Consider the following 24,163-nt stretch of genomic DNA (forward strand, 5'->3'; position numbering starts at 1 on the left):
GAAAGTGATGAGGGACGACCCCGACGAGGGGATGCTGTCGTGGGACGAGACGGTGTTCCGCGACGAACACGTCTTCGAGATCGACCACGTCCCGGAGACGTTCGACCACCGCGAGAGCCAGTTGGAGAGCCTGAAGTACGCGCTCCGGCCGGCGGTCAGAGGGTCGCGTCCGCTGAACACCATCGTCCGCGGGCCGCCCGGTACCGGGAAGACCACCGCCGTCCAGAAGCTGTTCGGCGAACTCCGCGGGCAGTCGAGCGTCCGCGCCGTCCACGTCAACTGCCAGATGAACTCGACGCGGTACGCCGTCTTCTCCCGCGTCTTCGAGGACCTCTTCGAGTACGAACCGCCGTCGTCGGGAATCTCGTTCAAGAAGCTCTTCTCGCAGATTTCCGACCGACTCGTCGAGGACGACGAGGTCCTGGTGGTGGCGCTCGACGACGTGAACTACCTCTTCTACGAGAACGAGGCTTCCGACGTGCTCTACTCGCTCCTCCGGGCACACGAGACGCACGCCGGGGCCCGAATCGGCGTCATCGTCGTCTCCTCGGACCTCTCGCTTGACGTCATCGACGAACTCGACGGGCGCGTCCAGTCGGTGTTCCGCCCCGAGGAGGTGTTTTTCCCCCGCTACGACCAGAGCGAGATCGTCGACATTCTGGGCGAACGCGCGAAGCGTGGCTTCCACGAGGGCGTGCTGAACACGACGGGACTGGACCGGGTCGCGGAACTCACCGCCGAGAGCGGCGACCTCCGGGTGGGAATCGACCTCCTCCGGCGGGCCGGTCTCCACGCCGAGATGCGTGCCTCGCGGACCATCGAACCCGAGGACGTCGAGGCTGCTTACGACAAGTCGAAACACGTCCACCTCTCGCGGTCGCTTCGAGGGCTGTCGGACTCGGAGCGCGCGCTCGTCCGCGTCATCGCCGACCACTCCGGCGAGCAGGCCGGTGCGGTCTACGAGGCGTTCCACGAGGAGACCGACTTGGGCTACACGAGATACTCCGAAATCGTCAACAAGCTCGACCAGCTCGGCCTTATCGACGCCGAGTACGCCGAGGTCGACGGCCGCGGTCGGTCGCGGTCGCTCACGCTCACGTACGACGCCGACGCGGTGAGAGAGCGGCTGTGAACGACGGTCGGAGCGCCCGCGACGACCGCCCCTACGGTCTCGCGGGGGCGTGACGCTCGCGGCTCCGTCCGCGAGCACACGCGAGGGACGAGGAGCACAGTGACCGAGCGAAGCGAGGGCACGAGCACCGCAGTCGGTTGGGGAGGCTCGTGGCTTCAGCGCCCTGGCGGCCGCCTCCCTCCTCCGTCTCCGATGTGCTCGCCGACGACATCTCGACCCTCTCCACGACGACACATCGACCCTCTCCACGACGACACACCGACTGTCTCTTCCGACACTCCCGCGCTCTCAGAACTCCTCGACGTGCGGCCGGAGGTCCAGCTCCAGCGTCCACGCGCTCCGGTCCTGCTCGACGAGGTGCCAGTACGAGTCGGCGACGGCGTCGGGGTCGAGATACTCCGCCGGCCGTTCGACCTCCTGCCCCGGCGGCAGGATGCCGCCGTCGATGACGACGTGGGCGACGTGTACCCCCTGCGGCCCGAACTCCCGCGCCATCGACTCCGCCAGCCCCCGCACGGCGAACTTCGCGCTGGAGAACGCGGCCGCGCCACCCCGCCCCCGGACGGAGGAGGTGGCCCCGGTGAAGACGATGGTCCCGCCCGTTCCCCCCTCGCCGAGCATGTCGTCGAGCGCCTCCTGTGCGCACTGCAACCCCGCGCGGGCACCGACCTGCCAGGCGTGTTCGAACTCGTCGAGCGACACCTCCCGAACGCCCTTCCACGACCCGCCGCTGGCGTGGTTGACGAGGACGTCGACAGGCCCCAGTTCGGTCCGGACCGTCTCGAACGCCGATTCGACCTCGTCGGGGGCGGTGAGGTCCGTCGGGACGGCGACCACCCCGTCGCCGAAGTCGTCGGCGAGTCCCTCGACGTACGAGGCGGTTCGCGCCAGGAGCGCGACCCGACACCCCTCTTCGACGAACCGTCGGGCGAGCGACTCTCCGAGACCGGGACCGACGCCGGCGATGACGACCGTGTGTGTCATACTTCGCCGTGGAAGGCGAGCGGCAAAACCGTTCCCGCCGTGACGCTCACGACACGAGCGCCGCGGCGGCCCGGTCGAGCGCCACGTCGAGGGCGGCGAAGACGACACCCACTACCGCACCGACGAGCGGCGCGAGGAGGCCGCCGGCGACGAGGACGAGGGCGGCGAACGTGGGGTTCGTCGCGACGAACGCCGCGACGACGACACAGCCGAGGAGCGGCAGGCCGGTCACCGCCCCCCACCGCGCGCCCACAGCGAGCGTCCTGCCGGCGTCCGCGAACGCACACGCCGCGAGATACCGACGGTTCGTCCACCAGGTCGCCCCCCAGAGGACGAGGAAGAGCGCGAGGCCGACGAGCGTGTCGAGGCCGGCGAGAAGGTCCCCGAGCGCGTCCGGGGCGACGACGTGGGCGAGCGTGAGCGGGACGAGGAGGAGGGTGGCGGCGTGGAACGTCGCGAGCGCCCACGCGGAGAGCGCCGCGTCTCCCTCTCGGCCGTCGTCTCCCGGTCGCGTCCTCTCACCACCCTGTCGTGTCGTCTCAGCCATGCGCCAGCACCTCCGCGAGCGTGAGCACAGCGACCAGTCCGAGCGCCGTCGCGCCGTACGCCCGCCGGAGCAGTCGCATCGGGACGCCGCCCGCCGAGCGACGAACCCGCACCAGGAGCCGCGTCCGCACGGCGGACCCGACGAGGACGACGACCACGAGCGCGAGTTTCGCGTCGAGCGTCGTCCGCCACGTTCCGCCGGGGAGGGTGGGCGCGAACGCGCCGAGGTTGCCGACGCCGGTCATCACGAGCGTCCCGACGGCGGCCCAGAAGAGCCACTCGTAGGCGCGGGCGAGACGGACGGCGTCGCGTCCCTCACCGTCAAACGGTTCGACCCGGAACCGGAGCCACGTCAGGACGCCACCACCGACGGCGACAGTCGCCGCGAGGACGTGGAGCCAGCGGACGCCGAGGGTCGTCACTGCGAGCGGCCGGGGAGGCGGGAGGGGGACCATACGCCCGCTACTCCCGTCGAAGTGATGAGTTTCGGGGTCGGGGTCGCGAGCTTTTTTACCGGTTCAGTGCGCGCGGAGGTGTATGAAGACGACCGGCGGGAGCGACGAGGCGAAGCGACGGGCGGGCGAGTCGGCCGCCGCGCTCGTCGACTCGGGGATGACAGTCGGCCTCGGCACGGGGAGCACCGCCGCCCACGCCATCCGACGCCTCGGCGAGCGCGTCGAAGACGGCCTCACCGTCCAGGGCGTCCCCACGTCGTTCGACGCCCGCCAGCGCGCCCGCGAGGCTGGGATTCCGCTCCGGGCACTCGACGACGTCGACCGCATCGACCTCGCCATCGACGGGGCCGACCAGGTCGCGGCCTTCGAACTCGTCAAGGGCGGCGGAGCGGCGCACGCCCGCGAGAAACTCGTCGACACGATGGCCGACCGGTTCGTCGTCGTCGTCGACCCCTCGAAGCAGGCGGACGTCCTCTCACACCCGGTTCCCGTCGAGGTCCTCCCAGTGGGCCACAGCGCCGTCGCCCGGTCGGTCCGCGAGGCCGGCGGCGACCCGACGCTCCGGCGCGCCGAACGCAAGGACGGCCCGGTCGTGACCGACAACGGAAACCTCGTTCTCGACTGTGACTTCGGGGCGGTCGACGACCCCGCAGCGCTCGCACGGACGCTCTCGGAGACGCCCGGCGCCGTCGAACACGGCCTGTTCGTCGGCAGCGCGGACGAGGTCCACGTCGGGACGGACTCCGGTGTGACGGTCCTCGAACGCGAGTGAGTCGCCGCTCGAACCAGTCGACATCGCTGACGCTCGCGGTGGACCTACCTGTACCAGCGACGAAAAAATCGAGAAGTGAGTGACGGCGACTTACAGGTCGCGGGGCTGGACGGTCTTCCGGTCGTTATCCTCGGCTCGACGAGCGGCGTCCTCGAGCAGCTCTTTCACTTCCGCGTCCAGCGCGTCGTAGAAGTCGGAGGCTACGTTCTTGTCGCTGAGCGCTTCTTTGACGGCTGCCTTGACAATGAGGTCTGCCATACGAGACATAGTACTAGCCCCTTATTAATAAGATTTCCCCAAACGACGGTCTCTGCCGGTGTATCGGGCGAATTCCGGTTTTCGGGGGACTGGATTTATATACTATGCCCGATAACGGCGGTGTCAGTCCTCATTCAACGCTGATATCGGGGTATGGACGTGGCCATCGAGTCGCCCCATGTCAGTCTCTGTGCCTCGCTCCTCGTCGCCTGGCGAGACGTCTCCCGCTCGGCACGGCGGAACGACACCTATGTGACCGACGAGGCTCGACAGTGCGGTATGCGAGACATCCTCGACGCGGTCGCTGCGGGCGACCTCTCCCCCGAGGCAGCAGAGGCACGGTTACGCGGCTACGCGACGACGGAGGCGGGACGCTTCGACGCCGCACGCGAGACGCGACGCGGCGTTCCAGAGGCCATCCTCGCGGCGGGAAAGACGCCGGCTGAGACGGCCGACCTGGCCGCGACGAGCGTCGAGACGACGGGCCGCGCCGTCGTCACCCGCGCCGACGACGAGACCGCCCGAACCGTCGACGACGGACTGCCCGAGGTCGTCGCCGTCGACTACGACGCGCGCGCCCGGACCCTCGTCGCTCACGCCCCCGACTTCGAACCCCCCGCGCTCGATGCGACTGTCGCGGTCGTCACCGCGGGCACCTCGGACGCGCCCGTCGCGGGCGAGGCGGCCGCCATCGCTCGCGAGATGGGGGCCGAGGTGGAGTGGCTCGAGGACGTCGGCGTCGCCCACCTCGGCCGCATCCTCGACGTCCTCGACCCCATCCGTGGCGCGGACGTCGTCGTCGTTGCCGCGGGACGCGAGGGCGCACTCCCGACGGTCGTCGCCGGACTCGTCGACACGCCGGTCATCGGCCTCCCGGTTTCGACGGGCTACGGCTTCGGTGGCGACGGCGAGGCGGCCCTCTCGGGGATGCTCCAGTCTTGTACCGTCCTCTCGACGGTCAACGTCGACGCCGGCTTCGTCGCGGGCGCGCAGGCGGGACTCGTCGCTCGCGCCGTCGACGGCCGCTCACGACCCGACTGACCTCGCTCACTAGTCGTTCACTCCTCCCTCACGCGTCCGCCGGTTCGGTTCACAACGTGTGTTCTCAGCCGAGAAGAGTGGACGAACGGTCACGCTTCGCGCGTGCGCGCGAAGCCCTATTACGCCGCAGGCCAAAGGCATATTACCGGCACCGGTGGTTGCCGGGCGCACACGATGCCACGCTGCGACCATTGCGGGTCGCACATCTCCGAGCGCTTCGCGCGCGTGTTCGCCGACGAAGTCGGGCGAGTCCTCGCCTGTCCAAACTGTTCGGCGAACGCGGGTATCGCGGAGGTCGCACGGGACCGGACCCGCAACGCATGACCGCTGAGTCGCGGACGACCACCACGCGAAGCCACTTTCTGCCACCCTGTCGACACCGGTGAGAAAGCTTGACGAGCCTCCCGCCCGCGCTCTCGACCGTGCACTACGCGTACCTCCTCCGGTGTGCGGACGGGACGTACTACGCGGGATACACGACCGACCCTCGCCGTCGCGAAGCGGAACACGACGCGGGTGAGGGGGCGAAGTACACCCGCGGGCGGACGCCCGTCGAACTCGTCCACGTCGAGGCGTTCGACTCGCGGTCCGCGGCGATGTCCCGCGAGTACGCCCTCAAACAGCTCTCGCACGACCGGAAGGCGCGGCTCGCCGCCGAGACCGACGTCGACGACGTCGTCGGGGAGTCGACGGCGTAGCGGTCCGCCCCCTCGTTCACCGTCGAAACCGCTCCGCGTAGTCGACGACCTGGTCGACGAGGGCGTCGAGTCGGTCGGCGATTCCCTCGTCCGTGAGTTCGCCGTCGGCGAACTTCGTCCGGGCACTTCGAACGCCGACCTGTCGGGGGACGACGAGGCCGTGGACGCCGCGCACCGTCGACCGCATGTGGTCGAGTGTGCTCCCGTACGACCCGCCCCCCGCGACGGCGACCAGGCCGACGACCGTCTCGTCGTACTCGTCGGAGCCGCAATAGTCGTGGAAGTTCTTGAACGTCGACGAGTACGAGCCGTGGTAGACGGGCGACCCGAGGACGACGGCGTCGGCCTCCCGCACCAGTCGCAGGACGGCGACGGCGTCACCGCGCTCGGACGCCGAGCGGTCCGGGTGATAGAGGGGCAGGTCGACGGACCCGAGGTCGAGCAGGGTGGCCTCGACCCCTCCGCTTCGCACCCTGGCGAGGACGTGCTCGAGGACCTGTCTGGTGTAGCTACCGTCGCGACGACTGCCGCTGACGGCGACGAGCCGGGTTGGCATCGACCGTCGTTGGCACGAGCCGGAGAAAAACGCACCGTACGCGTCGCCGTGGTGTCGACTGCCATACTTTTTAGGTCGGTCCTGTGGAGTGGTCCGTATGGACGCGATCTCCTTCGGCACCGATGGCTGGCGCGCCACGCTCGACACGTTCACCGACGACCGCGTACGAATCGTCGGACAGGCCGTCGCGGACTACCTCCGTGACGAGGGCTTCGACGACCCGGTGCTCGTCGGCTACGACGCCCGGGAATCGTCGCCCGGGTTCGCCGAATCGCTCGCGGAGGTCCTCTCCGGAAACGGGTTCGACGTCATCCTGCCCGAGCGGGACTGCCCGACGCCCGTCACGGCGTACAACATCGTCGACCGCGGCTGTTCGGGCGCGCTCATGCTGACGGCGTCGCACAACCCGCCCGAGTACAACGGCGTGAAGTTCATCCCGAGCGACGGCGCGCCCGCCCTGCCCGAGGTCACAGAGCAGATCGAGGCGAACCTCCGCGAACCGGAGTACCTCCCCAAAGAGGGACGCGGAGAGATCAGACGGGAGGACCTCGTCTCCGTCCACGCCGAGCACGCCCGCTCGCTCGTCGACGCCGACCTCTCCGGCGTGACCGTGGTGTACGACGCCATCCACGGCTCCGGCCGTGGCGTCACGGACGCCCTGCTCGAATCGGCCGGCGCTGAAGTCATCCGTCTCCGCTGTGCGGACGACCCGACGTTCGGCGGCGCACACCCCGAACCGAGCGCGGAGAACCTCGTCGGACTCGAGGAGGCCGTCGAGGAGCACGACGCAGACCTCGGCGTGGCGAACGACGGCGACGCCGACCGGGTCGCGTTCGTCACACCCGAGCGCGGCAAACTGGACGAGAACCTCTTTTTCGCCGCGCTGTACGACTACCTGCTCGAGTCGGACGCCGGCCCCGCGGTCCGCACGGTGTCGACGACGTTCCTCATCGACCGCATCGCCGAGGCCCACGGCGAAGAGGTGTTCGAGACGCCCGTCGGCTTCAAATGGGTCGCTCAAGGGATGAAAGAGCACGACGCCCTGGTGGGTGGCGAGGAGTCCGGCGGCTTCTCCATCCGCGGCCACATCCGCGAGAAAGACGGCGTCCTCATGGGTCTGTTAGGTGCTGCCATCGCCAGCGAGGACCCCTTCGACGCCCGCGTCGACCGCCTGCTCGAAGAGCACGGCGACATCGTCGCGGACAAGGTCTCCGTCGACTGCCCCGACTCCGAGAAGGAACGCGTCCTCTCGGACCTCGAGAGCGAACTCCCCGAGACTGTCGCCGGTCAGGGCATCGCCAAGGTCGTCACGCTCGATGGCTTCAAACTCCTCCTCGACGACGGCTCGTGGCTCCTCGTCCGCCCCTCGGGAACTGAACCGGTGCTCCGCGTGTACGCCGAGGCGGGAAGTCACGAGCGCATCGAGAAACTCCTCGAGGCCGGTCGCGACCTGGTCGAACCGCTCGTCTGACGCCCTCGTCGCGGCTGCTGTTCGGGTTCTGCACCTCCCGTCGGACCACGAACACACTCACCGCTCGCGTTCGCCCCACAGCCGCGTCTCACCCGCTCGTTCCCGGATATCGAACCCCAGCGACTCGTAGAAGGGCCGCACCTCCTCGCGGAACTCGGCCGTCAACCGACCGGTCTCGGCCAGCGCCCGCTCGACGAGCAGGCTCCCGATTCCCCTCCCGCGCCGGTCCGGGTGGACGGCGATGGCCTCGACGTGGTCGCCGTCGCGGACGAGGGCACCGACGACTCTCCCCTCGTGGGCGGCGACGAGCACCTCGTCCGACTCGGTCCGCCGGCGCACCTGGTTCGCCCCCATCTCGAGCATCGCCCCCTCGACGATCCGAAGGACTGCGAGGAGGTCACCCTCGCGTCCGCGGCGAACTGTCGGGTCGGCGTCGGCGGGCGGGTCGTCGCTCACGTCTCCGGGTTCGTTCGGCCGACAGAAATATGCGTGGACTCGGCTCAGGGCTCGAGGACGGCTCGGAAGCGCGCCTCGTTCTCCATCATCCGGTCGTAGGCGGCTTCGGCCTCCTCCAGTGGGTACGTCTCCACCGTCGGGGTGACGTCACGGAGGGCGCTGAACTCGAGGGTGTCCTGGGAGTCACGGGCGTGGCCCGAGGCCCACCCCTCGACGGCACTCCGACTCATCACGAGTTGCTGGACGTCGATCTCCGCGGCCTCGTGGGGGACGCCGACGACGACGAGTTCGCCGTCGATGCCCAGCCCGCCGACGACGGACTCGATGGCGCTGGCCGACGGGGCCGTCCCGAGGACGACGCGCGCCCCGCCGAGTTCCTGCAGCGCGTCGGCGGCGTCCTCCGCCGACGCGTCGACGAAGTGGTCCGCGCCGAGTTCGAGCGCCAGGTCGCGCTTGTCGGGGCTGCGCGAGAGCGCGACGGTCTCGAACCCCGCCGCGTGGGCGTACTGGAGGCCCAGGTGTCCCAGGCCGCCGATCCCCTGGACCGCGACGAGGTCGCCGGGTTGCGCCCCGCTGTTCCGCAGGGCGTTGAACGTCGTGACGCCCGCACAGAGCAGGGGCGCGGCGTCGACGGCGTCGAGGTCGTCGGGGATGCGCGCGAGCGCCTCCGCCGGGACCGTCGCGTACTCGGCGTACCCCCCGTCGAAGGTCAGGCCCGTTATCTCCGCGTTCTCACACTGGAGGAACTGCCCGCGTCGGCACGGGTCACAGGTGAAACAGTGCCCACCGTGCCAGCCAGCGCCCACCCTGTCACCCTCGCTCCAGGCGGTGACGTTCTCGCCGACGCTGTCGACGTGGCCGGCGACCTCGTGGCCCGGGACGCGGGGATATTCGAGACCGGGAAACCCCCCGGCCTTCACGTAGCTATCACTGTGGCAGATGCCACAGGCGTCGACGGCGACGCGAACCTCGTCCGGTCCGGGGTCGGGAACGTCCCGCTCGACGACTTCGAAGTCCGCGCCGGGTTCGGTGACGACGACCGCCCGCATGCTGTCGGACATACGGATAGTGCCTCGGCCTCCGTCGGCAAAACCGGTTCGGCCGGCGCGTGTTCGTCGACGACAGCGTCCGAGCATCGGCCAGCGTCGACACCTACATCCGTCGCGCCTCGAATACGAGACCGATGCGCCGCCGTTCGGTTCTCCGCGCCCTCTTCGGGACTGCCGGCGTGAGCGGACTCGCCGGATGCAACGCCTTCTCGGACACCGATTCGACGGCCACGCCGTCCGCGGCGGCCCCGTCCGAGTCGCCAGGGTCGACTCGGGCGAGCGACCCCTCGGAAGGGGGGCCCGGGTCGAACGGCACCGGACCGGCCGCGCAGGAACCGTACCGCGCCACCGGTGTGCCCCCGCTCGAACGCCCGCGCGGGGTCAACGTCCGTAACCTCGGCTCGACGGAGCGCTTCCTGACCGTCGTCGTTCGCGACGGTGAGACGGAGGTGTTCGCCGCCAGCACCGCCGTCCCCGCCGGCGAGACGGCGTCGTTCCGGCGGCTCCTCGCCAGCGAAGGCCGGTACGACGTGCTCGTCGAGACGGCCGACGGTGCCCGCGACAGCTACCGGTGGGACCTCCGCGCCGACCTCGACGACCTCTGGGTCGACCTCGTCCCGGCGCTCTCGTTCCGCCGTCCCGTCGTCTGTCTCACCGACTGCCCGTTCGTCGTCGACGCCGCCGACCAGTCCGTCGCGTACGACGTCCCCGACGACGTCGACGTCGCCGCGGCGCTCGGACGGACACCCGCCGTCGCACTCGACAACGACGGGCCCGCGCGTCGACGGGTGACGCTCCACGTCTGGGACGGCGGTCGACTCCACTTCGCCTCGGAGTTCGACCTCCCGCCGGACGTGCGCCTGCTCGTCCCGACACTCCCCGCCAGCCAGCGGTACGGTGTCGTGGTCCGCACGCCGGACGGCGAGGCGATATACGACTGGCTGCCGGCCGTCAGAGGGACGCTCTACGCCTCGGTCGCCGCCGCCCCCGAGTTCCGCTGTGGCTACGCCGACCACGACGTACAGGTCCGAAACGAGACCGACCAGCCCCGGGCGGTTCGCGTCCGGGTGTTCACCGGAGAGGAGACGCTGTTCGAGCGGACGTTCGAACTCGACTCACGCGCGGTCGAGACGGTCCCGTCGGCCGTCGACCCGGCCGGTCCCCTCCGGTTCGAGGTCGAGACCGACGGCGCGGTCGAGCGGTACAACTGGGTCCGGTGTGCGCCGAACGGCCCCATCACCGTCGCCGTGAGCGACGACGGGGTCTCGGTCTCCGTCCGTCCCACGACCGAGTCGTCGTGACGTTCCGCTAGGCGAGTTCGGCCGTAACGTCCGTCGACGAGACCATCCCGACGTAGTCGTCGCCGTCGACGACCGGGAGGTGTTTGATGCCGAGGCTCGTCATCATCGCGGCCACCTCCTCGATGAGGAGGTCCGGCGGGACGGACTCGACCCCGGCGGTCATGACGTCCTCGACGGTCGTCGCGGCGGGGTCGCGACCGTCGGCGACGACGTGGAGGACGTCCGTGCTCGTGACGATTCCGGGCGCACTGCTCCTCACGACGAGGGCGCTGATGCCGCCGTCGCGCATCACCTGTGCGGCCTCGACGACCGACGCTGACGCGGAGATGGTCTCCAGCGGCGTCGACATCACTTCCTCGACGCGGGTTCGCTTGTCGCGGTTCATACCGGTCGAACGACTGCCCTCGGTATTGTCCTTTTGACTGCGGCACGGTGCGGGGTGTCCGACGCGCAGTGACGACGTGTTCGACATCCCGCCGTCGACGACGAGCGACTCGCCGGTGACGTCGTCGTCGAGGGTCGACGCGAGGACGCGGGCGGCGCGCACGCTGTCGTTACCCACCCTTCACGAGCCGCAGCACGCGAACGTCCGTCCGCTCGTCGTCGACCGCGCGGTCCTCGGGCACGGGCTGACCGTCGACGAGAACGGTCACCTCGTGGACGCTGTAGCCGACCGCTCGGACGAGGTCGGCGTACGTCGCCCCCTCGTCGAGGGCGACTGTCTGGCTCCCTTCGCCGACGACGTCGACCGTGAGGTGCATACGCTCACCTCGCGGAGGACCGAGAAATCGGCTTCGGCTCTCTCCCGTCTCGGGGAGTTTATGAGGCGACACCCCCCTCCATTGGACATGAGCGAGGCCTCTCAGGATTCGAGTTCGAGTTCGCCGCCGGGCCGCGAGATCTGGATCGAGAAGTACCGCCCCCAGACGCTTTCGGACATCTACGGGCAGGAAGACACCATCGAGCGCCTCCAGTCGTACGTCGACCGCGACGACCTCCCGCACCTCATGTTCGCCGGGCCCGCCGGCGTCGGGAAGACGACCGCCGCGACGGCCATCGCCCGCGAACTCTACGGCGACGACTGGCGGGGGAACTTCCTCGAACTCAACGCGTCGGACGAGCGTGGTATCGACGTCGTCCGTGACCGTATCAAGGGGTTCGCACGCTCGCAGATGACTCGAGACCACGATTATCGATTGATCTTCCTCGACGAGGCCGACTCGCTGACCGACGACGCCCAGTCCGCGCTCCGTCGGACGATGGAGCAGTTCTCCGACACCACTCGCTTCATCCTCTCGTGTAACTACTCCTCGAAGATCATCGACCCCATCCAGTCTCGCTGTGCGGTGTTCCGCTTCTCGCCCCTCTCGGACGACGCCGTCCGACACCAGGTCGAGGACATCGCCGCCGCCGAGGGCATCGAGATGACTCCCGATGGTATCGACGCGCTCGTCTACTACGCCGACGGCGACATGCGCCGCGCCATCAACGCCCTGCAGGCCGCGGCGACGACGGGCGAGGTCGTCGACGAGGAGGGGGTCTTCACCGTCACCTCCACGGCCCGCCCCGAAGACATCCGCGAGATGGTCGGTGCCGCCGTCGACGGCGACTTCCCGGCCGCGCGGGCGAAACTCGCGACGCTCCTCGACGACGTCGGCATGGCCGGCGGCGACATCATCGACCAACTCCACCGGTCGGTGTGGGACTTCGACCTCACCGACCGGGAGGCGGCCCGGCTGATGGAACGCATCGGCGAGGCCGACTACCGTATCGCCGAGGGTGCGAACGAACGCGTCCAGCTCGAAGCGCTCTTGGCGTCGCTCGCACTCGACCGCTGAGTCCCGCCGACGCGTCGGACCCGTGTGAACGCCGCAGACCCCGTCCCCGACGCGGGCCGTTCCGGCTCAGTCGTCGTCCACGTCGACGCCGGTGAACTCGAACCGCGCCCCGCCCTCGGTCCCGTCCACGACTCGCACCGACCAGTCGTGTTCGGCGGCGATGTCGGCGACGATACGCAGACCCAGTCCGGTGCCCTCCGCGCTCGTCGAGTGCCCCGCGTCGAACACCGCATCGACCTGTCCCGGCGGGATGCCGACGCCGTCGTCCTCGACGGCGAACCCCGCCGGCAGGTCGCAGACGGTCACGGTGAGCGGCCCCGCATCCGCGCTCACCCCGTGTTCCACCGCGTTCCGGAACAGGTTCTCGAAGAGCTGCCGGAGCCGGCTCTCGTCGGCCAACACGCGCCGCGTCGTCTCGACGGCGAGAGACGCGTCTGCGGTCTCGACGCTCTCCCACGACGCGGTCGCGGCGGTCGCCAGGTCGAGCCGGGCCCGCTCGTGCCCGGTCTCGCCTTCGACCGCCAGCTGCAGGAGGCCCTCGATGAGGCGGTCCATCCGGGCGTGTGCGTTGGCGACGGCTTCGAACTGCTCCTCGTCGCCGGTCCGTCGCGCGAGCTCCAGCCGGCCGCGGGCCACGCTCAGTGGGTTGCGGAGGTCGTGTGAGACGATGCTCGCGAAGCGCGACAGCCGCTCGTTCTGCTGTTCGAGCCGCTGCTCGCGCCGCCGGAGCCGCTGTTCTCGCTCGACGCGGTCCATCGCGGCCGTCAGAGAGGCTACGAGGATGTCGACGAGCGCCCGGTCCGTCTCGTCGTACGCGTCCGCGACCGGTGAGGAGACGATGAACAGGCCGTGGTGGCCGACCGGGTGGAGCAACACACTCTGTGCGGGTGACTGCTCCGATAGCGGGTCGCACGCTTCGACGTCGGGAATGTACCGCGGCTCGCCGCGCTCGAACACCTCCCAGGCGATGGCGGCGCGGGTCCCCGGCGCAGCGTCCCTGTCGTAGCACGGCGTCGCCGGGAACTGTTCTGCGACGGACCCCGCCATCACGCCGGGTTCGAGTCGGTCGCCGTCGCCGTTCAGTCGGTGGAAGCCGCTCAGTGGCGCGTCGATGACCTCCTGTGCCGCGTCGACGGCGACCCGGGCCGTCTCCTCGATCGTCTCCGTGTGCATCAGCGCCTGCGACCGCTCGCGCAGCTGGTCCAGCTTCCGTTCGTGCTCGACGCGCGCCGTGACGTTCTGCGTGACGGCCATGCCCGCCGTGACCGTCCCGTCGGCGTCTCGGAGCGGGAGCGTCTGGAGGTGATAGTGGGTCCCGCTCGCCTCGTACTCGAACGAGCGTGTCTCGCCCGCCAGCGCCGCCCGGTAGTGTGTCTCCAGGTACGTCGTCCCCTCCGGGCTGAGGTTGTCCCGAAGCGGCTCCCCGACGGACTCGTCGGGGTTCCAACTCGCCCGCTCGAACTCGGTCCCGCCGCCGGCGATGACCCGGAGGTCGTGGTCGAAGAGGACGACCCCGCCGGGGAAGTTGTCGATGAGCGTCTGGTAGAACTCCTTGCTCTCTTTTAGCTCCCGCTCGCGCTCGACGTGCTCGGTGATGTTCTGGGCGACGGCCATGCCCGAGATGACCTCTCCCGCCTCGTTGCGGAGCGGAATCGTCTGGACCTGATAGTGTCGGCCCTGGTAGCTGTCCTCGAACGAGCGCGTCTCGCCCGCCAGCGCCGCGCGGTAGCTCTCGGTCAGGAGCGCCGCGTTCGCCGGCGGGAACACGTCCGAGGGGGTCCGGCCGACCATCCCCTCCGCCGTCAGCCCGCCTTTGAGGAGTTCGTCCCCGCCGACCATCGTGTACCGGAGGGATTCGTCGAAGAGGAAGACACCGCCGTTGGGGAAGGCGTCGACGAGCGCCCGATACCGCTCGCGCGAGCGCTGTAGCTCCCGCTCGCGTTCGTTCTTCTCCGTCACGTCGCGGGCGAACCCCTGGACGAACTCGACGTCGCCGTCGTGACGGACGGGGCTCGCGCTCACCTCGACGTCGAAGGGGTCGCCCTCGTCGTCGACGAGCGTCAGCGCCAGCCCGCGGACCACTTCGCCGTCGATGACCCGTCCGATTCCCTCCCGGGCCGCTCCGTGGCTCCCGTCGGCGACGACCCGCCCGAACGGCGTGCCGACGAGGTCGTCGGCCGACCGCCCGAGCAACGCTTCGCTCGCGGGCGAGACGTAGGTGAAGACGCCGTCGACGTCCGTCCGGAAGATGCCGTCGGGGCTGAGTTCGGCGATTTCACGGAAGCGTGACTCGCTCTCGCGGAGCCGCGTCTCCGCTCGCTGTCTGTCGATGGCGGCCGCGAGGACGTTCGCGACGTTCTGGACGAACGTGACGTCTTGGTCGGTGAACTCGCGACGACTGGCCGTGTGGACCCCCAGGACGCCCCACGGCGCTTCGACGGACCCGACGGCGACGCTGATTCCGCTCACGACGCCGTGGTCGACGAGGAGGTCGGGACCGCCGAAGCGGGTCTCCTCCGCGAGGTCGTCGACGACGACGGGTTCCGCGCACGCGAGCGTGTAGCCCGCCTGCGAGTCGGCTCCCCCCGGAACGCACATCCGCCCACGAACCGCTTCCGACCAGCCGACGCCCGCACGGAGGTCGAACGCCGCTCGCTCCGGTCGCCACTCGAGGATTTTCGCGTAGTCGCCGTCGAGGCCGTCGGCGACGAGGCCGACCGCGGTGTCGAACAGCGACGCGAGGTCGTCGGCCGCGAGCGCGTCGCGCCCGAGCGTGGCGAGCGCCTCCTGCTGGGTTATCCGCCGCTCCAGGTCCACCTCGGTCCAGTACTTCTCCGTGGCGTTGACGACCCGGTTCGCCAGCACGGTGTACTGGTCGACGCCCGCCTCTTTCTGGAGGTAGTCCGTCACGCCCGCCGACACCGCATCGCTGGCTACCTCCTCGCTCCCCTTGCCCGTGAAGAGGATGAACGGCAGCCGAGCGTCCCGCTCGCGCACGCGCTCGAGGAAGCTGATGCCGGTTCCCCCCGGCATGTCGTAGTCGGAGACGATACAGTCGACCTGCTCGTCGGCCAGTAACTCGAGTCCGGCGCTGGCGCTCGTCGCCGTGAGGACCTCCAGTCGCGGCTCGACGGCTTCGAGCAGTTCGGCAGTCACCGTGCCGAACATCTCGTCGTCGTCGACGTGGAGCGTCCGGATGGTTGCCCGCCCCGTGAGCGCTTGCATCGCGCTCGCCCTCATCGGGGGCTCCACGTCGGCGGCGGCCCGCGTTCTCGCACCGACCCGTCCCGGCCGACCGGAGCGCTCGTCGACTCGTCGCTTCGCCGCCCCCTCACGTCCCTCGACGTGTATCTCTGCGTGACTCTCATACGTTCAGGCGCGTTCGTTGCAACGTTCCCGCGTCACGTCGACCGACAAGTCGCGTCCGCCGTCCCCGCTCCGTCCCGACTGCGGACGCCTCCCCGCACGCGCGTGTCTTGCTTCTCATACAAGCCACTCGACTGTAAATAACTGTCGCCGACCCGTCGAGACCGAGTACGCCGCCGGCGGGGCGTCTCGCCGCCGGGGGCCTCAGAACGTGACCTCGAACCGCGCGCCACCGTCTCTGGCGTCGGTGACCGACAGCGACCAGCCGTGCGCCTCGACGATGCGCTTGACGATGGCGAGGCCGTAGCCGATGCCGGCGGTGCTGGTCGTCTCGCCCGGTTCGAACACCGTGTCGCGCTTCGCTTCGGGGATGCCGGGGCCGTCGTCGGCGACGGCGAAGCCGTCGACCGCCCCATCCGGCCCCGCGAGCGCCTCGACGCGAACGGTCACGGCCTCCCCGGCGTGTTCGATGGCGTTCCGAAACAGGTTCTCGAACAGTTCGATCAGCCGTCCCTCGTCTCCCTCCACGGGGAGCGAGTCGGGCCGCTCGAGCGTCGCGTCGAGCGTCCGCACGCCGGCCCACGCCTGCGTCGCGACCGTCGCGAGGTCGAGCGGCGACGGTTCGCCGACCACCTGCCCCTTTCGCGCCAGCGACAGGAGGTCCTCGACGAGGCGGTCCATCCGGTCGAGCGACGCTTCGACCCGCTCGAACGCCGCCGGGTCGCCCGTCTCGGCCGCGAGGTCGAGGTAGCCCGAGGCGACGGCGAGCGGGTTCCGCAGGTCGTGTGAGATGATGTTGGCGAACTCCTCGAGCCGTTCGTTCTGGCGGCGGAGTTCGCGCTCCCGTTCCTGTCTGTCCGTGATGTCGGTGTAGATGGCGAAGCCGGCGACGTTCTCCTGGCCGAGTTCGAGCGGGACGACCTGCAGTATGAACGTTCGGAGCCCCCCTTCGGTCTGTCGCTGGCACTCGGCGCGAACGCTCTCGCCGGCCCTGAGTCGGTCGTTCAGCCGTCGGGCCTCCGCGCGCTTCTCGTCGTCGTCGGCGATGACGTACTCGTCGAGGTTCTCCCCGACGAGGTGCTCGCTCGTGAAGCCGAAGACGCGCTCGAACGCCGGGTTCACCGCCTCGACGTGCGGTTCGTCGTCGACCAGCCGGTACGAGACGGCCGCGTCGGGGATGTTCTCGAACAGCGCGCTGAGGCGGTCGCGCTGGCTGCGGAGTTCGGCCTCCGCGCGGAGGCGCTCGCGGTTCGCCGTCACGTGCGAGGCGAGGAGCTCGGCGAGTTCGAGGTCGAACTCGCCGAACGTGTCGGGGTTGCGCGAGACCGCCTGGAAGACGGCGTCGTCACCCAGCGCGACGCTGATTCCACCGCCGGCGCTCGTCTGGAGCGGCTCCGCGGCCTCGGCCGTCGAGACGTCGCGGACGAGCCGCGACTGCCCGCTCCGGTAGGTCTCGCTCGCGACGCCGTGGTCCAGCGGGACCGGCCGGACCGGGTCGTGGTCCTCGTGGGTCACCTGGGCGACGGGGACGAACTGGTCGTCTCCGGCGACGAAGATGTAGGCCGTGTCGAAGCCCAGCACCGACCGGGCCGTCGCGATGGCCCGCTCGTACAGTTCGGCCACGTCGTGACAGCTCACCAGCTCGACGGTGGCCGCGTGGAGCTGCGCCACCCGTCCGCGCTGTTCGCCGAGGTCCGCCTCCGCGCGAACCCGCGAGAACGTCCCTGTGAGGTGGTCGGCCAACAGCTCGGCGAGTTCGAGGTCGTTGGTGTCGAAGGCGGCCTCGGCCGTCGAGACCGCCTGGAAGACGCCCTGGTCACCCAGCGGGACGCTGATACCCGAACGGTACGTGTCCTTCGTGGGCTCGGCGTCCGACCCGTCGACACGGTCGACGAGTTGCGGCTCGCCCGTTCGGAGGGTCTTGCCGACGAGGCCCTCCGAGAGCGTCATCGGGCGGACAGCGTCGGCCGGCGCTCCCGACGACACCGCGTACGGCACGACCGTGTCTCCCTCGCGAACCCCGACGTAGCAGGTGTCGAACGAGAGGATTCGTTCGGCGAGTTCGACGGCGACGGCCGCGGCGGCTTCGAGCGTCGTCACCGCCGCCAGCGCCGCCGTCCCGTCGTGGAGCGTCTCGATGAGTTCGCGCCGCTCCTGGATGGCCTCGGCCGACTGGATGCGTGCGAGCGTCCCCTCGGTGTACCGGACGAGCAGTTCGGCGAGTCCGCGGTCGGCCCCGGTGAAGGCGTCCGGCTCGTCCGCGATGACGACGAAGACGCCGTCTTCCCCGAGGGGAACGGCGATTCCCGACCGGTGTGAGGGGCGGGCCGGGTCGGCCTCCGGGTGGGCGTAGGTGTCCTGTACCAGATGCGTCACACCGGTCTGATAGCTGTCACCGACGAGTCCGTGGTCGACCGAGAGCGACTCGTCGCTCACGTCGCCGACGCCCGCCTGCTTGACGAGGACGTCGCCCTCGGCGATGGCGATGTAACAGCTGTTGAACTCCAGCAGCCGGCTCGCGATGTCGACCGTCCGCTCGAACAGGTCGGTCGGCGTCGTCGCCTGGATGAGGCTCACGGTCCCCTCGTGAAGCGTCTCCAGTCGGGCGTCGTCGCGCACCCGCTCGGTGTGCGCCGCACGCTGTGTTGGCTCCCTCGCGACGGCCCAGCGGAGCTGGTCACAGAGCGCGTCGACGTCACCCGTTCGGGCGTACCCCGCGAATCGGGTCGGGTCGCTGACCGCCGTCGGAGCCGGCGCGTACAGGACGACAGGGTCCCCGTCAGGCCGCCTGCGTTCCGTGGCCGTTCCCTCGGTGTCGACGACCAGACAGTCGACGTCGGTCGGACGCTCGTGGTCGCCCGCCGACGTCGCGTCGACGACGACGAAGCCTCGGCTGGTGAGCGCCGCGGCTAGCCCCTCGTCGGCGTCGCCGTGAAGCCGAACGCGGGGCGCGTCCGGCGTCGACCTCTCGGCTGACCGCTGTTCTGGTTCGTTCGACACTGATGCTCCACCGTGTGCCTGTCTGACGAGACACACGCGGTGTTCGGTCTGCCCTTGTGACGGGGATACTAAAGCCGTATCGCCGACAGACTCGGAGTTGATAGCCTCCGGGACCGCTTCCCGGAACTGTTTTACCCGGTCCTCAGCCAACAAGAGAACAATGAGCGAACTCGAAGAGGAGTACCGCCTCGAGTACTTCGAGGAGGAGGGATTCTATCGGCGGCAGTGTCCGGTGACGGACGTCTGGTTCTGGACACGGGACCCAGAGCGCGAGACCTGCGGCGAACCACCGGCCGACGACTACTCGTTCATCGACAACCCCGGGTTCGACCGCGAGTACAGCTTAGAGGAGATGCGCGAGGAGTTCCTCTCGTTCTTCGAGGAGCGCGGCCACGAACGCATCGACCCGTACCCGGTGGCGGCGAACCGCTGGCGTGACGACGTTCTCTTGACCCAGGCTTCTATCTACGACTTCCAGCCGCTCGTCACGTCGGGGCAGACGCCCCCGCCGGCGAACCCGCTCACCATCTCTCAGCCCTGCATCCGGATGCAGGACATCGACAACGTCGGGCGGACGGGCCGGCACACGATGGCGTTCGAGATGATGGCCCACCACGCGTTCAACACCCGCGAGGACGCCGAAGACGAGTACGCCTACGAGGGTGAGGTGTACTGGAAGAACGAGACGGTGAAGTACTGCGACGAGTTCTTCGCCTCGCTCGGCGCGAACCTCGACGAGATAACCTACATCGAGGACCCGTGGGTCGGCGGCGGTAACGCCGGGCCCGCCATCGAGGTTCTGTACAGAGGAGCCGAACTCGCCACGCTCGTCTTCATGTCGATGGAGCAGGACCCCGACGGCGAGTACGAGATGAAAGACGGCAACACGTACTCGAAGATGGACACCTACATCGTCGACACCGGCTACGGGCTCGAACGGTGGACGTGGGTGTCGCAGGGGACGCCGACGGTGTACGAGGCGGTCTACCCCGAGATGATCGAGTTCCTGAAGGAGAACGCCGGCATCTCGCTGTCAGACGAGGAGCGAGCACTCGTCCACCGCGCCGCGAAGCTCTCGGGCTACCTCGACATCGACGAGATCGACGACCTGCGGGGTGCGCGTGCGGAGGTCGCCGACGAACTCGACGTCGACGCCGACGAACTCACCGACCTCCTCCGGCCGCTCGAAGACATCTACGCCATCGCGGACCACTGCCGAGCGCTCGCGTACATGTTCGGCGACGGCATCGTCCCCTCGAACGTCGGCACGGGCTACCTCGCTCGGATGGTCCTCCGGCGGACGAAGCGGCTCGTCGACGGTGTCGGCGTGGACGCCCCGCTCGACGAACTCGTCGACATGCAGGCCGCCCGACTGGAGTACCAGAACCGAGACACCATCCGCGACATCGTTCGCACCGAGGAGCGCAAGTACAGAGAGACGCTCGAACGCGGGTCGCGAAAGGTCGAACAGCTGGCGCGGGAGTACGCCGACCGCGGGGAACCCATCCCGACCGACACCCTCATCGAACTGTACGACTCCCACGGCATCCAGCCCGACATGGTCCGAGACATCGCGGCCGAACAGGGTGCCGACGTCGCCGTCCCGGACGACTTCTACTCGCTCGTCGCCGAGCGGCACGAGGACGCCGGCGAGGCCGACGTCGTCACCGAGCGCGACGAGCGCCTCGCGAACCTCCCCGAGACGGACAAACTCTACTACGAGGACCAAGAGCGGACGGAGTTCGAGGCGGTCGTCCTCGACGTCTTCGAGCGCGAGTCGGGCTACGACGTCGTGCTCGACCAGACGATGTTCTACCCCGAGGGCGGCGGCCAGCCCGCGGACCACGGGACGCTCTCGTCGGACGACGTCACCGTCGAGGTCGAAGACGTGCAGGTCCACGACGGCGTGGTCCTCCACCGAACCGACGAGAGCCCGGGGAAAGGCGAGTTCGTCCGCGGACAGCTCGACGTCGACCGCCGTCGCCGGCTGATGCGCCACCACACCGCCACTCACATCATCGGCTACGCGGCTCGCCAGGTCCTCGGCGAGCACGTCCGACAGGCCGGGGCCCAGAAGGGAACCCGACGCGCCCGCCTCGACGTTCGCCACTACGAGCGCATCACACGCGAGGAAGTCAAGCAGATCGAACGGGTCGCAAACGACCTCGTCACGCGGAACGTGAAGGTGAAACAGGAGTGGCCCAACCGCCACGAGGCCGAGGAGAAACACGGGTTCGATCTCTACCAGGGCGGCATCCCCCCGGGGAAGAATATCCGACTCATCCACGTCGCCGACGACGTCCAGGCGTGCGGTGGCACCCACGTCAACCGCACGGGCGACATCGGCGCGATCAAGGTGCTCTCGACTGAGCCCGTTCAGGACGGTGTCGAACGCATCGCCTTCGCGGCCGGCGAGGCCGCCATCGAGGCGACCCAGCGCACCGAGGACGCCCTCTACGAGGCCGCGGACGTCCTCGACGTCTCGCCCCCGGACGTCCCCGAGACGGCCGAACGCTTCTTCGAGGAGTGGAAAGCCCGGGGGAAGACCGTCGACCGCCTGAAGCGCGAACTCGCGGAGGCCCGCGCCGCTGCCGAGAGCGAGGAACTCGACATCGACGGTACGCCGGCCGTCGTCCAGCGACTCGACGGCGACGCCGACGAACTGCGAGCGACCGCGAACGCGCTCGTCGACAGCGGGAAAGTCGCCGTCCTCGGCTCCGCGGCGGGCGGGAGCGCCCAGTTCGTCGTCGGCGTCCCCGACGGCGTGGGGCTGAACGCCGGTGAGGTCGTCGGCGTCCTCGCCGCCAAAGTCGGCGGCGGCGGCGGTGGCCCGCCGGACTTCGCTCAGGGCGGCGGCCCGGACGTGGAGAAACTCGACGCGGTCCTCGACGACGCGCCCGACGTCCTCAGAAACGTTCTGGACGCCTGAACGGTCGCCGTCGCCGAACCACGCTCACGACACGCCGCCGTCGAGGCGGCCCCGACGCCGCTCGAACTCCTCGTCGTCGACCTCGCCACGGGCGTAGCGCCGCTTGAGTACGGCCAGCGCGTCGTCGTCACGGCTGTCTTCTGTCCGAATTCGCGTCGATAGGAGGTACGCCACCCCGACGATGACCGCGGCGAGCAGCAGCAAGAGTACGAGCGTCAGGACGAATCCGCCGCCCACTCCCCAGGTTCCCCCCGCCATCCCCGTCCCGAATCCACCGCCGCCGCCCGGTCCCATCGGTGCGTGTGGGCCGGGATGCGGGCCGGGGTGAGGCCCCCACTGTGCGAGGGCGGTGAGTGTGTCGAGTGAGTACATGAGCGTGTCACCTCTATTCACTACTGACCGCTGTCAGAAGGTAAGTCCCGAGCGTGTTTCCAACAGTCTGGGAATCGGCCGGGTACCTGCCGTTGTCCTCTCTCGCCGACCGGGACCGGAACGTAGAGACGCGTCCGGTCCGTACCGACGCTCATGCCCTTCGCGCACAACGGTGACGTCTCCCTCTACTACCAGGCGACGGGAGCCGGTGACGACACCGTCGTGTTCGTCGGCGACGTCGGCTTCGGCTCCTGGCAGTGGGGCTGGCAGCACCGCGCCGTCGTCGGGCCCTTCGAATCGATCGTCTTCGACCACCGCGGTGTCGGACGCTCTGACGCGCCACCGGGACCGTACTCCGTGGCCGACCTCGCGGCCGACCTCGAAGCAGTCCTTGCCGCGGCCGACGTCTCCCGTGCCCATCTCGTCGGTGCCGGCCTGGGTGGGGTCGTCTCGCTCGCGCTCGCTCACGACTCGGGGCGAGTCCGAAGCCTCACGGCCGTCGGTTCCGGCCTCACGGGAGCACCGATGGACGCCTTCGCGGCCCCCGACGACCGGGCGGCGCTTCGCGCGTCGACAGAGCGGCTCCTCTCGGAGGCGTTCCGTGCGGAGCAGCCGGAGGTGATCGAACAGATCGGTACGTGGCGTGCCCAAGAAGACGCCCCCGAACGCGTGTGGCGGGCACAGACCGCGGCGCTGGAGGGGTACGAACCACCGCCGCTGTACGAGGTGACGACGCCGACACTCGTCGTCCACGGCACCGCAGACGCACAGTGGCCCGTCGACGGCGCGCGCTCGCTCGCCGAGGACCTCCCCCGTGGGGAGTTCGTCGCGTACGAGGAGGCCGGCCACCTCGTCGGCGTCGAGCGGTCACGCCTCGTCAACGACCGGCTCGTCGGGCACGTCGAAGCTCACTCGGACTCCTGAGCCCGCGTGACTGAGAGCACGGCAAAGGTCAGTCCGAGCGCAACCTCTTTTTGAGTCGCTCACGTTGAAATGAACGATTGATGGACAGACCGCGCTTCGCACTCCTCGACGCCTCTCACGGCGAGCCGCACACCCGCCGGAACTTCCGACGTGAACTCGACGCCTCCCTCGCGGAGTTCGACGTCACGCAGTGCGAACTGCCGGAGACGTTCGACTACGACGGCGTCGTCATCACCGGTTCGCGCGCCTCCGTCTACTGGGACGAGCCGTGGATCGGCTCGCTCCTCGACTGGGCGGCCGAGGCCGCCCGTCGTGACCTCCCGATGCTCGGCGTCTGTTACGGCCACCAGGTGCTCGCGGAGGCCCTCGGCGGTCGCGTTGCCGACATGGGCGAGTACGAAATCGGCTACCGAGAGATACAACTCGTCGACGGCAGTCACCTCTTCGACGGCGTCTCCGAGTCGTTCACCGCCTTCACGACCCACTCGGACCACGTCGTCGAACTCCCGCCCGGAGCGGCGCTCCTCGCGGAGAACGACTACGGCATCCACGCCTTCCGGAAGGGTCACGCCTTCGGTGTGCAGTTCCACCCGGAGTACGACCCCGCGACTGCCGAATCTGTGACCCGCGGGAAGGACGGACAGCTCTCCGACGAGCGTATCCGCGCCGTCGTCGACGGCATCACCGACGAACGGTACGCCGCGGCGTGTGAGGCGAAACAGCTCTTCGAGAACTTCGTCGCCTACGTGCGCGGCGTCCGTGACGGTCCGCCGGCAGCCGCGGACTGAGCGGCCGCGCCGGCTGTCTCGTCACCGTCGACTGGCGAACTGGCGGTGCGGTTCGAGCGCAGGGCGGCACACCGCACTCTCGCGAATCGCCCTGCGGTACACCTCAGCGCATGCACTGCGGTGGTTCCGTTCTCGTACATGAACCCTCGGTAGTGCCGACGACCGCTCGCCGAGGGTGGCGGGACAGAGCCGGAGCGGCCGCTTACAGGGGTGCGACCGAACCGCCG

23 protein-coding genes are annotated in these 24,163 nt (G+C 69.4%); 11 read left to right on the forward strand and 12 right to left on the reverse strand.

What is annotated here, in order from left to right:
* Positions 1-7 precede the first annotated feature (7 nt).
* The gene (locus E6N53_RS05065) at positions 8-1,132 is read left to right on the forward strand and encodes an ORC1-type DNA replication protein (protein ID WP_136589873.1); all 1,125 of its coding nucleotides are present in this window, start codon (positions 8-10) and stop codon (positions 1,130-1,132) included.
* A 288-nt stretch (positions 1,133-1,420) separates the two neighbouring features.
* On the opposite strand, the gene E6N53_RS05070 is transcribed toward E6N53_RS05065, so the two are convergent.
* The 3 genes from E6N53_RS05070 to E6N53_RS05080 are packed head-to-tail and all read right to left on the reverse strand — an operon-like array spanning position 1,421 to position 3,117.
* Positions 1,421-2,116 carry an SDR family NAD(P)-dependent oxidoreductase gene (locus tag E6N53_RS05070; protein WP_142857435.1) on the reverse strand — a complete coding sequence of 232 codons (696 nt, stop codon included), beginning with the start codon at positions 2,114-2,116 and terminating at the stop codon, positions 1,421-1,423.
* Positions 2,117-2,162: 46 nt separating this feature from the next.
* Positions 2,163-2,663, reverse strand: a complete 501-nt coding sequence (locus tag E6N53_RS05075; protein WP_142857437.1) for a DUF7965 family protein — start codon at positions 2,661-2,663, stop codon at positions 2,163-2,165.
* Complete coding sequence (locus tag E6N53_RS05080; RefSeq protein ID WP_142857439.1) at positions 2,656-3,117, reverse strand: hypothetical protein; 462 nt, start codon at positions 3,115-3,117, stop codon at positions 2,656-2,658. Before E6N53_RS05080 ends, E6N53_RS05075 begins: the two co-directional genes overlap by 8 nt.
* 82 nt (positions 3,118-3,199) lie before the next feature.
* Between E6N53_RS05080 and rpiA the strand changes: the two genes are divergently transcribed.
* Positions 3,200-3,889 (forward strand): ribose-5-phosphate isomerase RpiA, encoded by a 690-nt coding sequence (rpiA, locus tag E6N53_RS05085; RefSeq protein WP_142857441.1) that lies wholly within the window; start codon positions 3,200-3,202, stop codon positions 3,887-3,889.
* A gap of 90 nt (positions 3,890-3,979) precedes the next feature.
* On the opposite strand, the gene E6N53_RS05090 is transcribed toward rpiA, so the two are convergent.
* Entirely contained in the window at positions 3,980-4,147 is a 168-nt protein-coding gene (locus E6N53_RS05090; RefSeq protein WP_136589868.1) for a DUF1931 family protein, read from the reverse strand.
* 279 nt (positions 4,148-4,426) lie between these two features.
* Between E6N53_RS05090 and larB the strand changes: the two genes are divergently transcribed.
* The 3 genes from larB (at position 4,427) to E6N53_RS05100 (ending at position 5,886) form a co-directional block, all read left to right on the forward strand.
* Positions 4,427-5,188: a nickel pincer cofactor biosynthesis protein LarB gene (gene larB, locus E6N53_RS05095; protein WP_136589867.1), complete on the forward strand. Its 762-nt coding sequence runs from the start codon at positions 4,427-4,429 to the stop codon at positions 5,186-5,188.
* Between the two features lie 174 nt (positions 5,189-5,362).
* Complete coding sequence (locus tag E6N53_RS20950) at positions 5,363-5,512, forward strand: DUF7563 family protein (protein WP_201741079.1); 150 nt, start codon at positions 5,363-5,365, stop codon at positions 5,510-5,512.
* 68 nt (positions 5,513-5,580) lie between these two features.
* Positions 5,581-5,886 (forward strand): GIY-YIG nuclease family protein, encoded by a 306-nt coding sequence (locus E6N53_RS05100; protein WP_136589866.1) that lies wholly within the window; start codon positions 5,581-5,583, stop codon positions 5,884-5,886.
* Positions 5,887-5,902: 16 nt separating this feature from the next.
* Here E6N53_RS05100 and E6N53_RS05105 read toward each other — a convergent pair whose 3' ends face one another.
* Positions 5,903-6,442, reverse strand: a complete 540-nt coding sequence (locus E6N53_RS05105; protein WP_142857443.1) for an NADPH-dependent FMN reductase — start codon at positions 6,440-6,442, stop codon at positions 5,903-5,905.
* Positions 6,443-6,539: 97 nt separating this feature from the next.
* On the opposite strand from E6N53_RS05105, the gene E6N53_RS05110 reads away from it, so the two are divergent.
* A complete protein-coding gene (locus tag E6N53_RS05110; RefSeq protein WP_136600677.1) occupies positions 6,540-7,913 on the forward strand; it encodes a phosphoglucomutase/phosphomannomutase family protein in 1,374 nt (457 codons plus the stop codon).
* A gap of 57 nt (positions 7,914-7,970) precedes the next feature.
* Here the strand turns inward: E6N53_RS05110 and E6N53_RS05115 are convergent, their stop codons facing one another.
* On the reverse strand, positions 7,971-8,369 hold the full coding sequence (locus E6N53_RS05115; protein WP_236639819.1) for a GNAT family N-acetyltransferase: 399 nt from the start codon (positions 8,367-8,369) through the stop codon (positions 7,971-7,973).
* A 44-nt stretch (positions 8,370-8,413) separates the two neighbouring features.
* Positions 8,414-9,418: an alcohol dehydrogenase gene (locus E6N53_RS05120; RefSeq protein ID WP_142858461.1), complete on the reverse strand. Its 1,005-nt coding sequence runs from the start codon at positions 9,416-9,418 to the stop codon at positions 8,414-8,416.
* Positions 9,419-9,552: 134 nt separating this feature from the next.
* On the opposite strand from E6N53_RS05120, the gene E6N53_RS05125 reads away from it, so the two are divergent.
* Positions 9,553-10,719 (forward strand): Ig-like domain-containing protein, encoded by a 1,167-nt coding sequence (locus tag E6N53_RS05125; RefSeq protein ID WP_142857445.1) that lies wholly within the window; start codon positions 9,553-9,555, stop codon positions 10,717-10,719.
* Between the two features lie 7 nt (positions 10,720-10,726).
* Here the strand turns inward: E6N53_RS05125 and E6N53_RS05130 are convergent, their stop codons facing one another.
* Positions 10,727-11,104 carry a CBS domain-containing protein gene (locus E6N53_RS05130; RefSeq protein ID WP_136589959.1) on the reverse strand — a complete coding sequence of 126 codons (378 nt, stop codon included), beginning with the start codon at positions 11,102-11,104 and terminating at the stop codon, positions 10,727-10,729.
* A 169-nt stretch (positions 11,105-11,273) separates the two neighbouring features.
* Positions 11,274-11,480 (reverse strand): ubiquitin-like small modifier protein SAMP2, encoded by a 207-nt coding sequence (samp2, locus tag E6N53_RS05135; RefSeq protein WP_136589862.1) that lies wholly within the window; start codon positions 11,478-11,480, stop codon positions 11,274-11,276.
* An 87-nt stretch (positions 11,481-11,567) separates the two neighbouring features.
* Between samp2 and E6N53_RS05140 the strand changes: the two genes are divergently transcribed.
* On the forward strand, positions 11,568-12,557 hold the full coding sequence (locus E6N53_RS05140; protein ID WP_136589861.1) for a replication factor C small subunit: 990 nt from the start codon (positions 11,568-11,570) through the stop codon (positions 12,555-12,557).
* 66 nt (positions 12,558-12,623) lie between these two features.
* Here the strand turns inward: E6N53_RS05140 and E6N53_RS05145 are convergent, their stop codons facing one another.
* Positions 12,624-15,797: a PAS domain-containing protein gene (locus E6N53_RS05145; RefSeq protein ID WP_161596513.1), complete on the reverse strand. Its 3,174-nt coding sequence runs from the start codon at positions 15,795-15,797 to the stop codon at positions 12,624-12,626.
* A 330-nt stretch (positions 15,798-16,127) separates the two neighbouring features.
* Positions 16,128-18,923 (reverse strand): GAF domain-containing sensor histidine kinase, encoded by a 2,796-nt coding sequence (locus E6N53_RS05150; protein WP_142857449.1) that lies wholly within the window; start codon positions 18,921-18,923, stop codon positions 16,128-16,130.
* A gap of 160 nt (positions 18,924-19,083) precedes the next feature.
* On the opposite strand from E6N53_RS05150, the gene alaS reads away from it, so the two are divergent.
* A complete protein-coding gene (gene alaS / locus E6N53_RS05155) occupies positions 19,084-21,852 on the forward strand; it encodes an alanine--tRNA ligase (RefSeq protein WP_142857451.1) in 2,769 nt (922 codons plus the stop codon).
* Between the two features lie 24 nt (positions 21,853-21,876).
* Here the strand turns inward: alaS and E6N53_RS05160 are convergent, their stop codons facing one another.
* On the reverse strand, positions 21,877-22,224 hold the full coding sequence (locus tag E6N53_RS05160) for an SHOCT domain-containing protein (protein ID WP_142857454.1): 348 nt from the start codon (positions 22,222-22,224) through the stop codon (positions 21,877-21,879).
* A gap of 153 nt (positions 22,225-22,377) precedes the next feature.
* On the opposite strand from E6N53_RS05160, the gene E6N53_RS05165 reads away from it, so the two are divergent.
* Positions 22,378-23,148 carry an alpha/beta fold hydrolase gene (locus E6N53_RS05165; protein ID WP_142857457.1) on the forward strand — a complete coding sequence of 257 codons (771 nt, stop codon included), beginning with the start codon at positions 22,378-22,380 and terminating at the stop codon, positions 23,146-23,148.
* Positions 23,149-23,228: 80 nt separating this feature from the next.
* The gene (locus E6N53_RS05170) at positions 23,229-23,936 is read left to right on the forward strand and encodes a type 1 glutamine amidotransferase (protein ID WP_142857459.1); all 708 of its coding nucleotides are present in this window, start codon (positions 23,229-23,231) and stop codon (positions 23,934-23,936) included.
* The last annotated feature ends 227 nt before the right edge of the window (positions 23,937-24,163 follow it).

The sequence above is a fragment of the Salinigranum halophilum genome (assembly GCF_007004735.1).
Taxonomy (GTDB): domain Archaea; phylum Halobacteriota; class Halobacteria; order Halobacteriales; family Haloferacaceae; genus Salinigranum; species Salinigranum halophilum.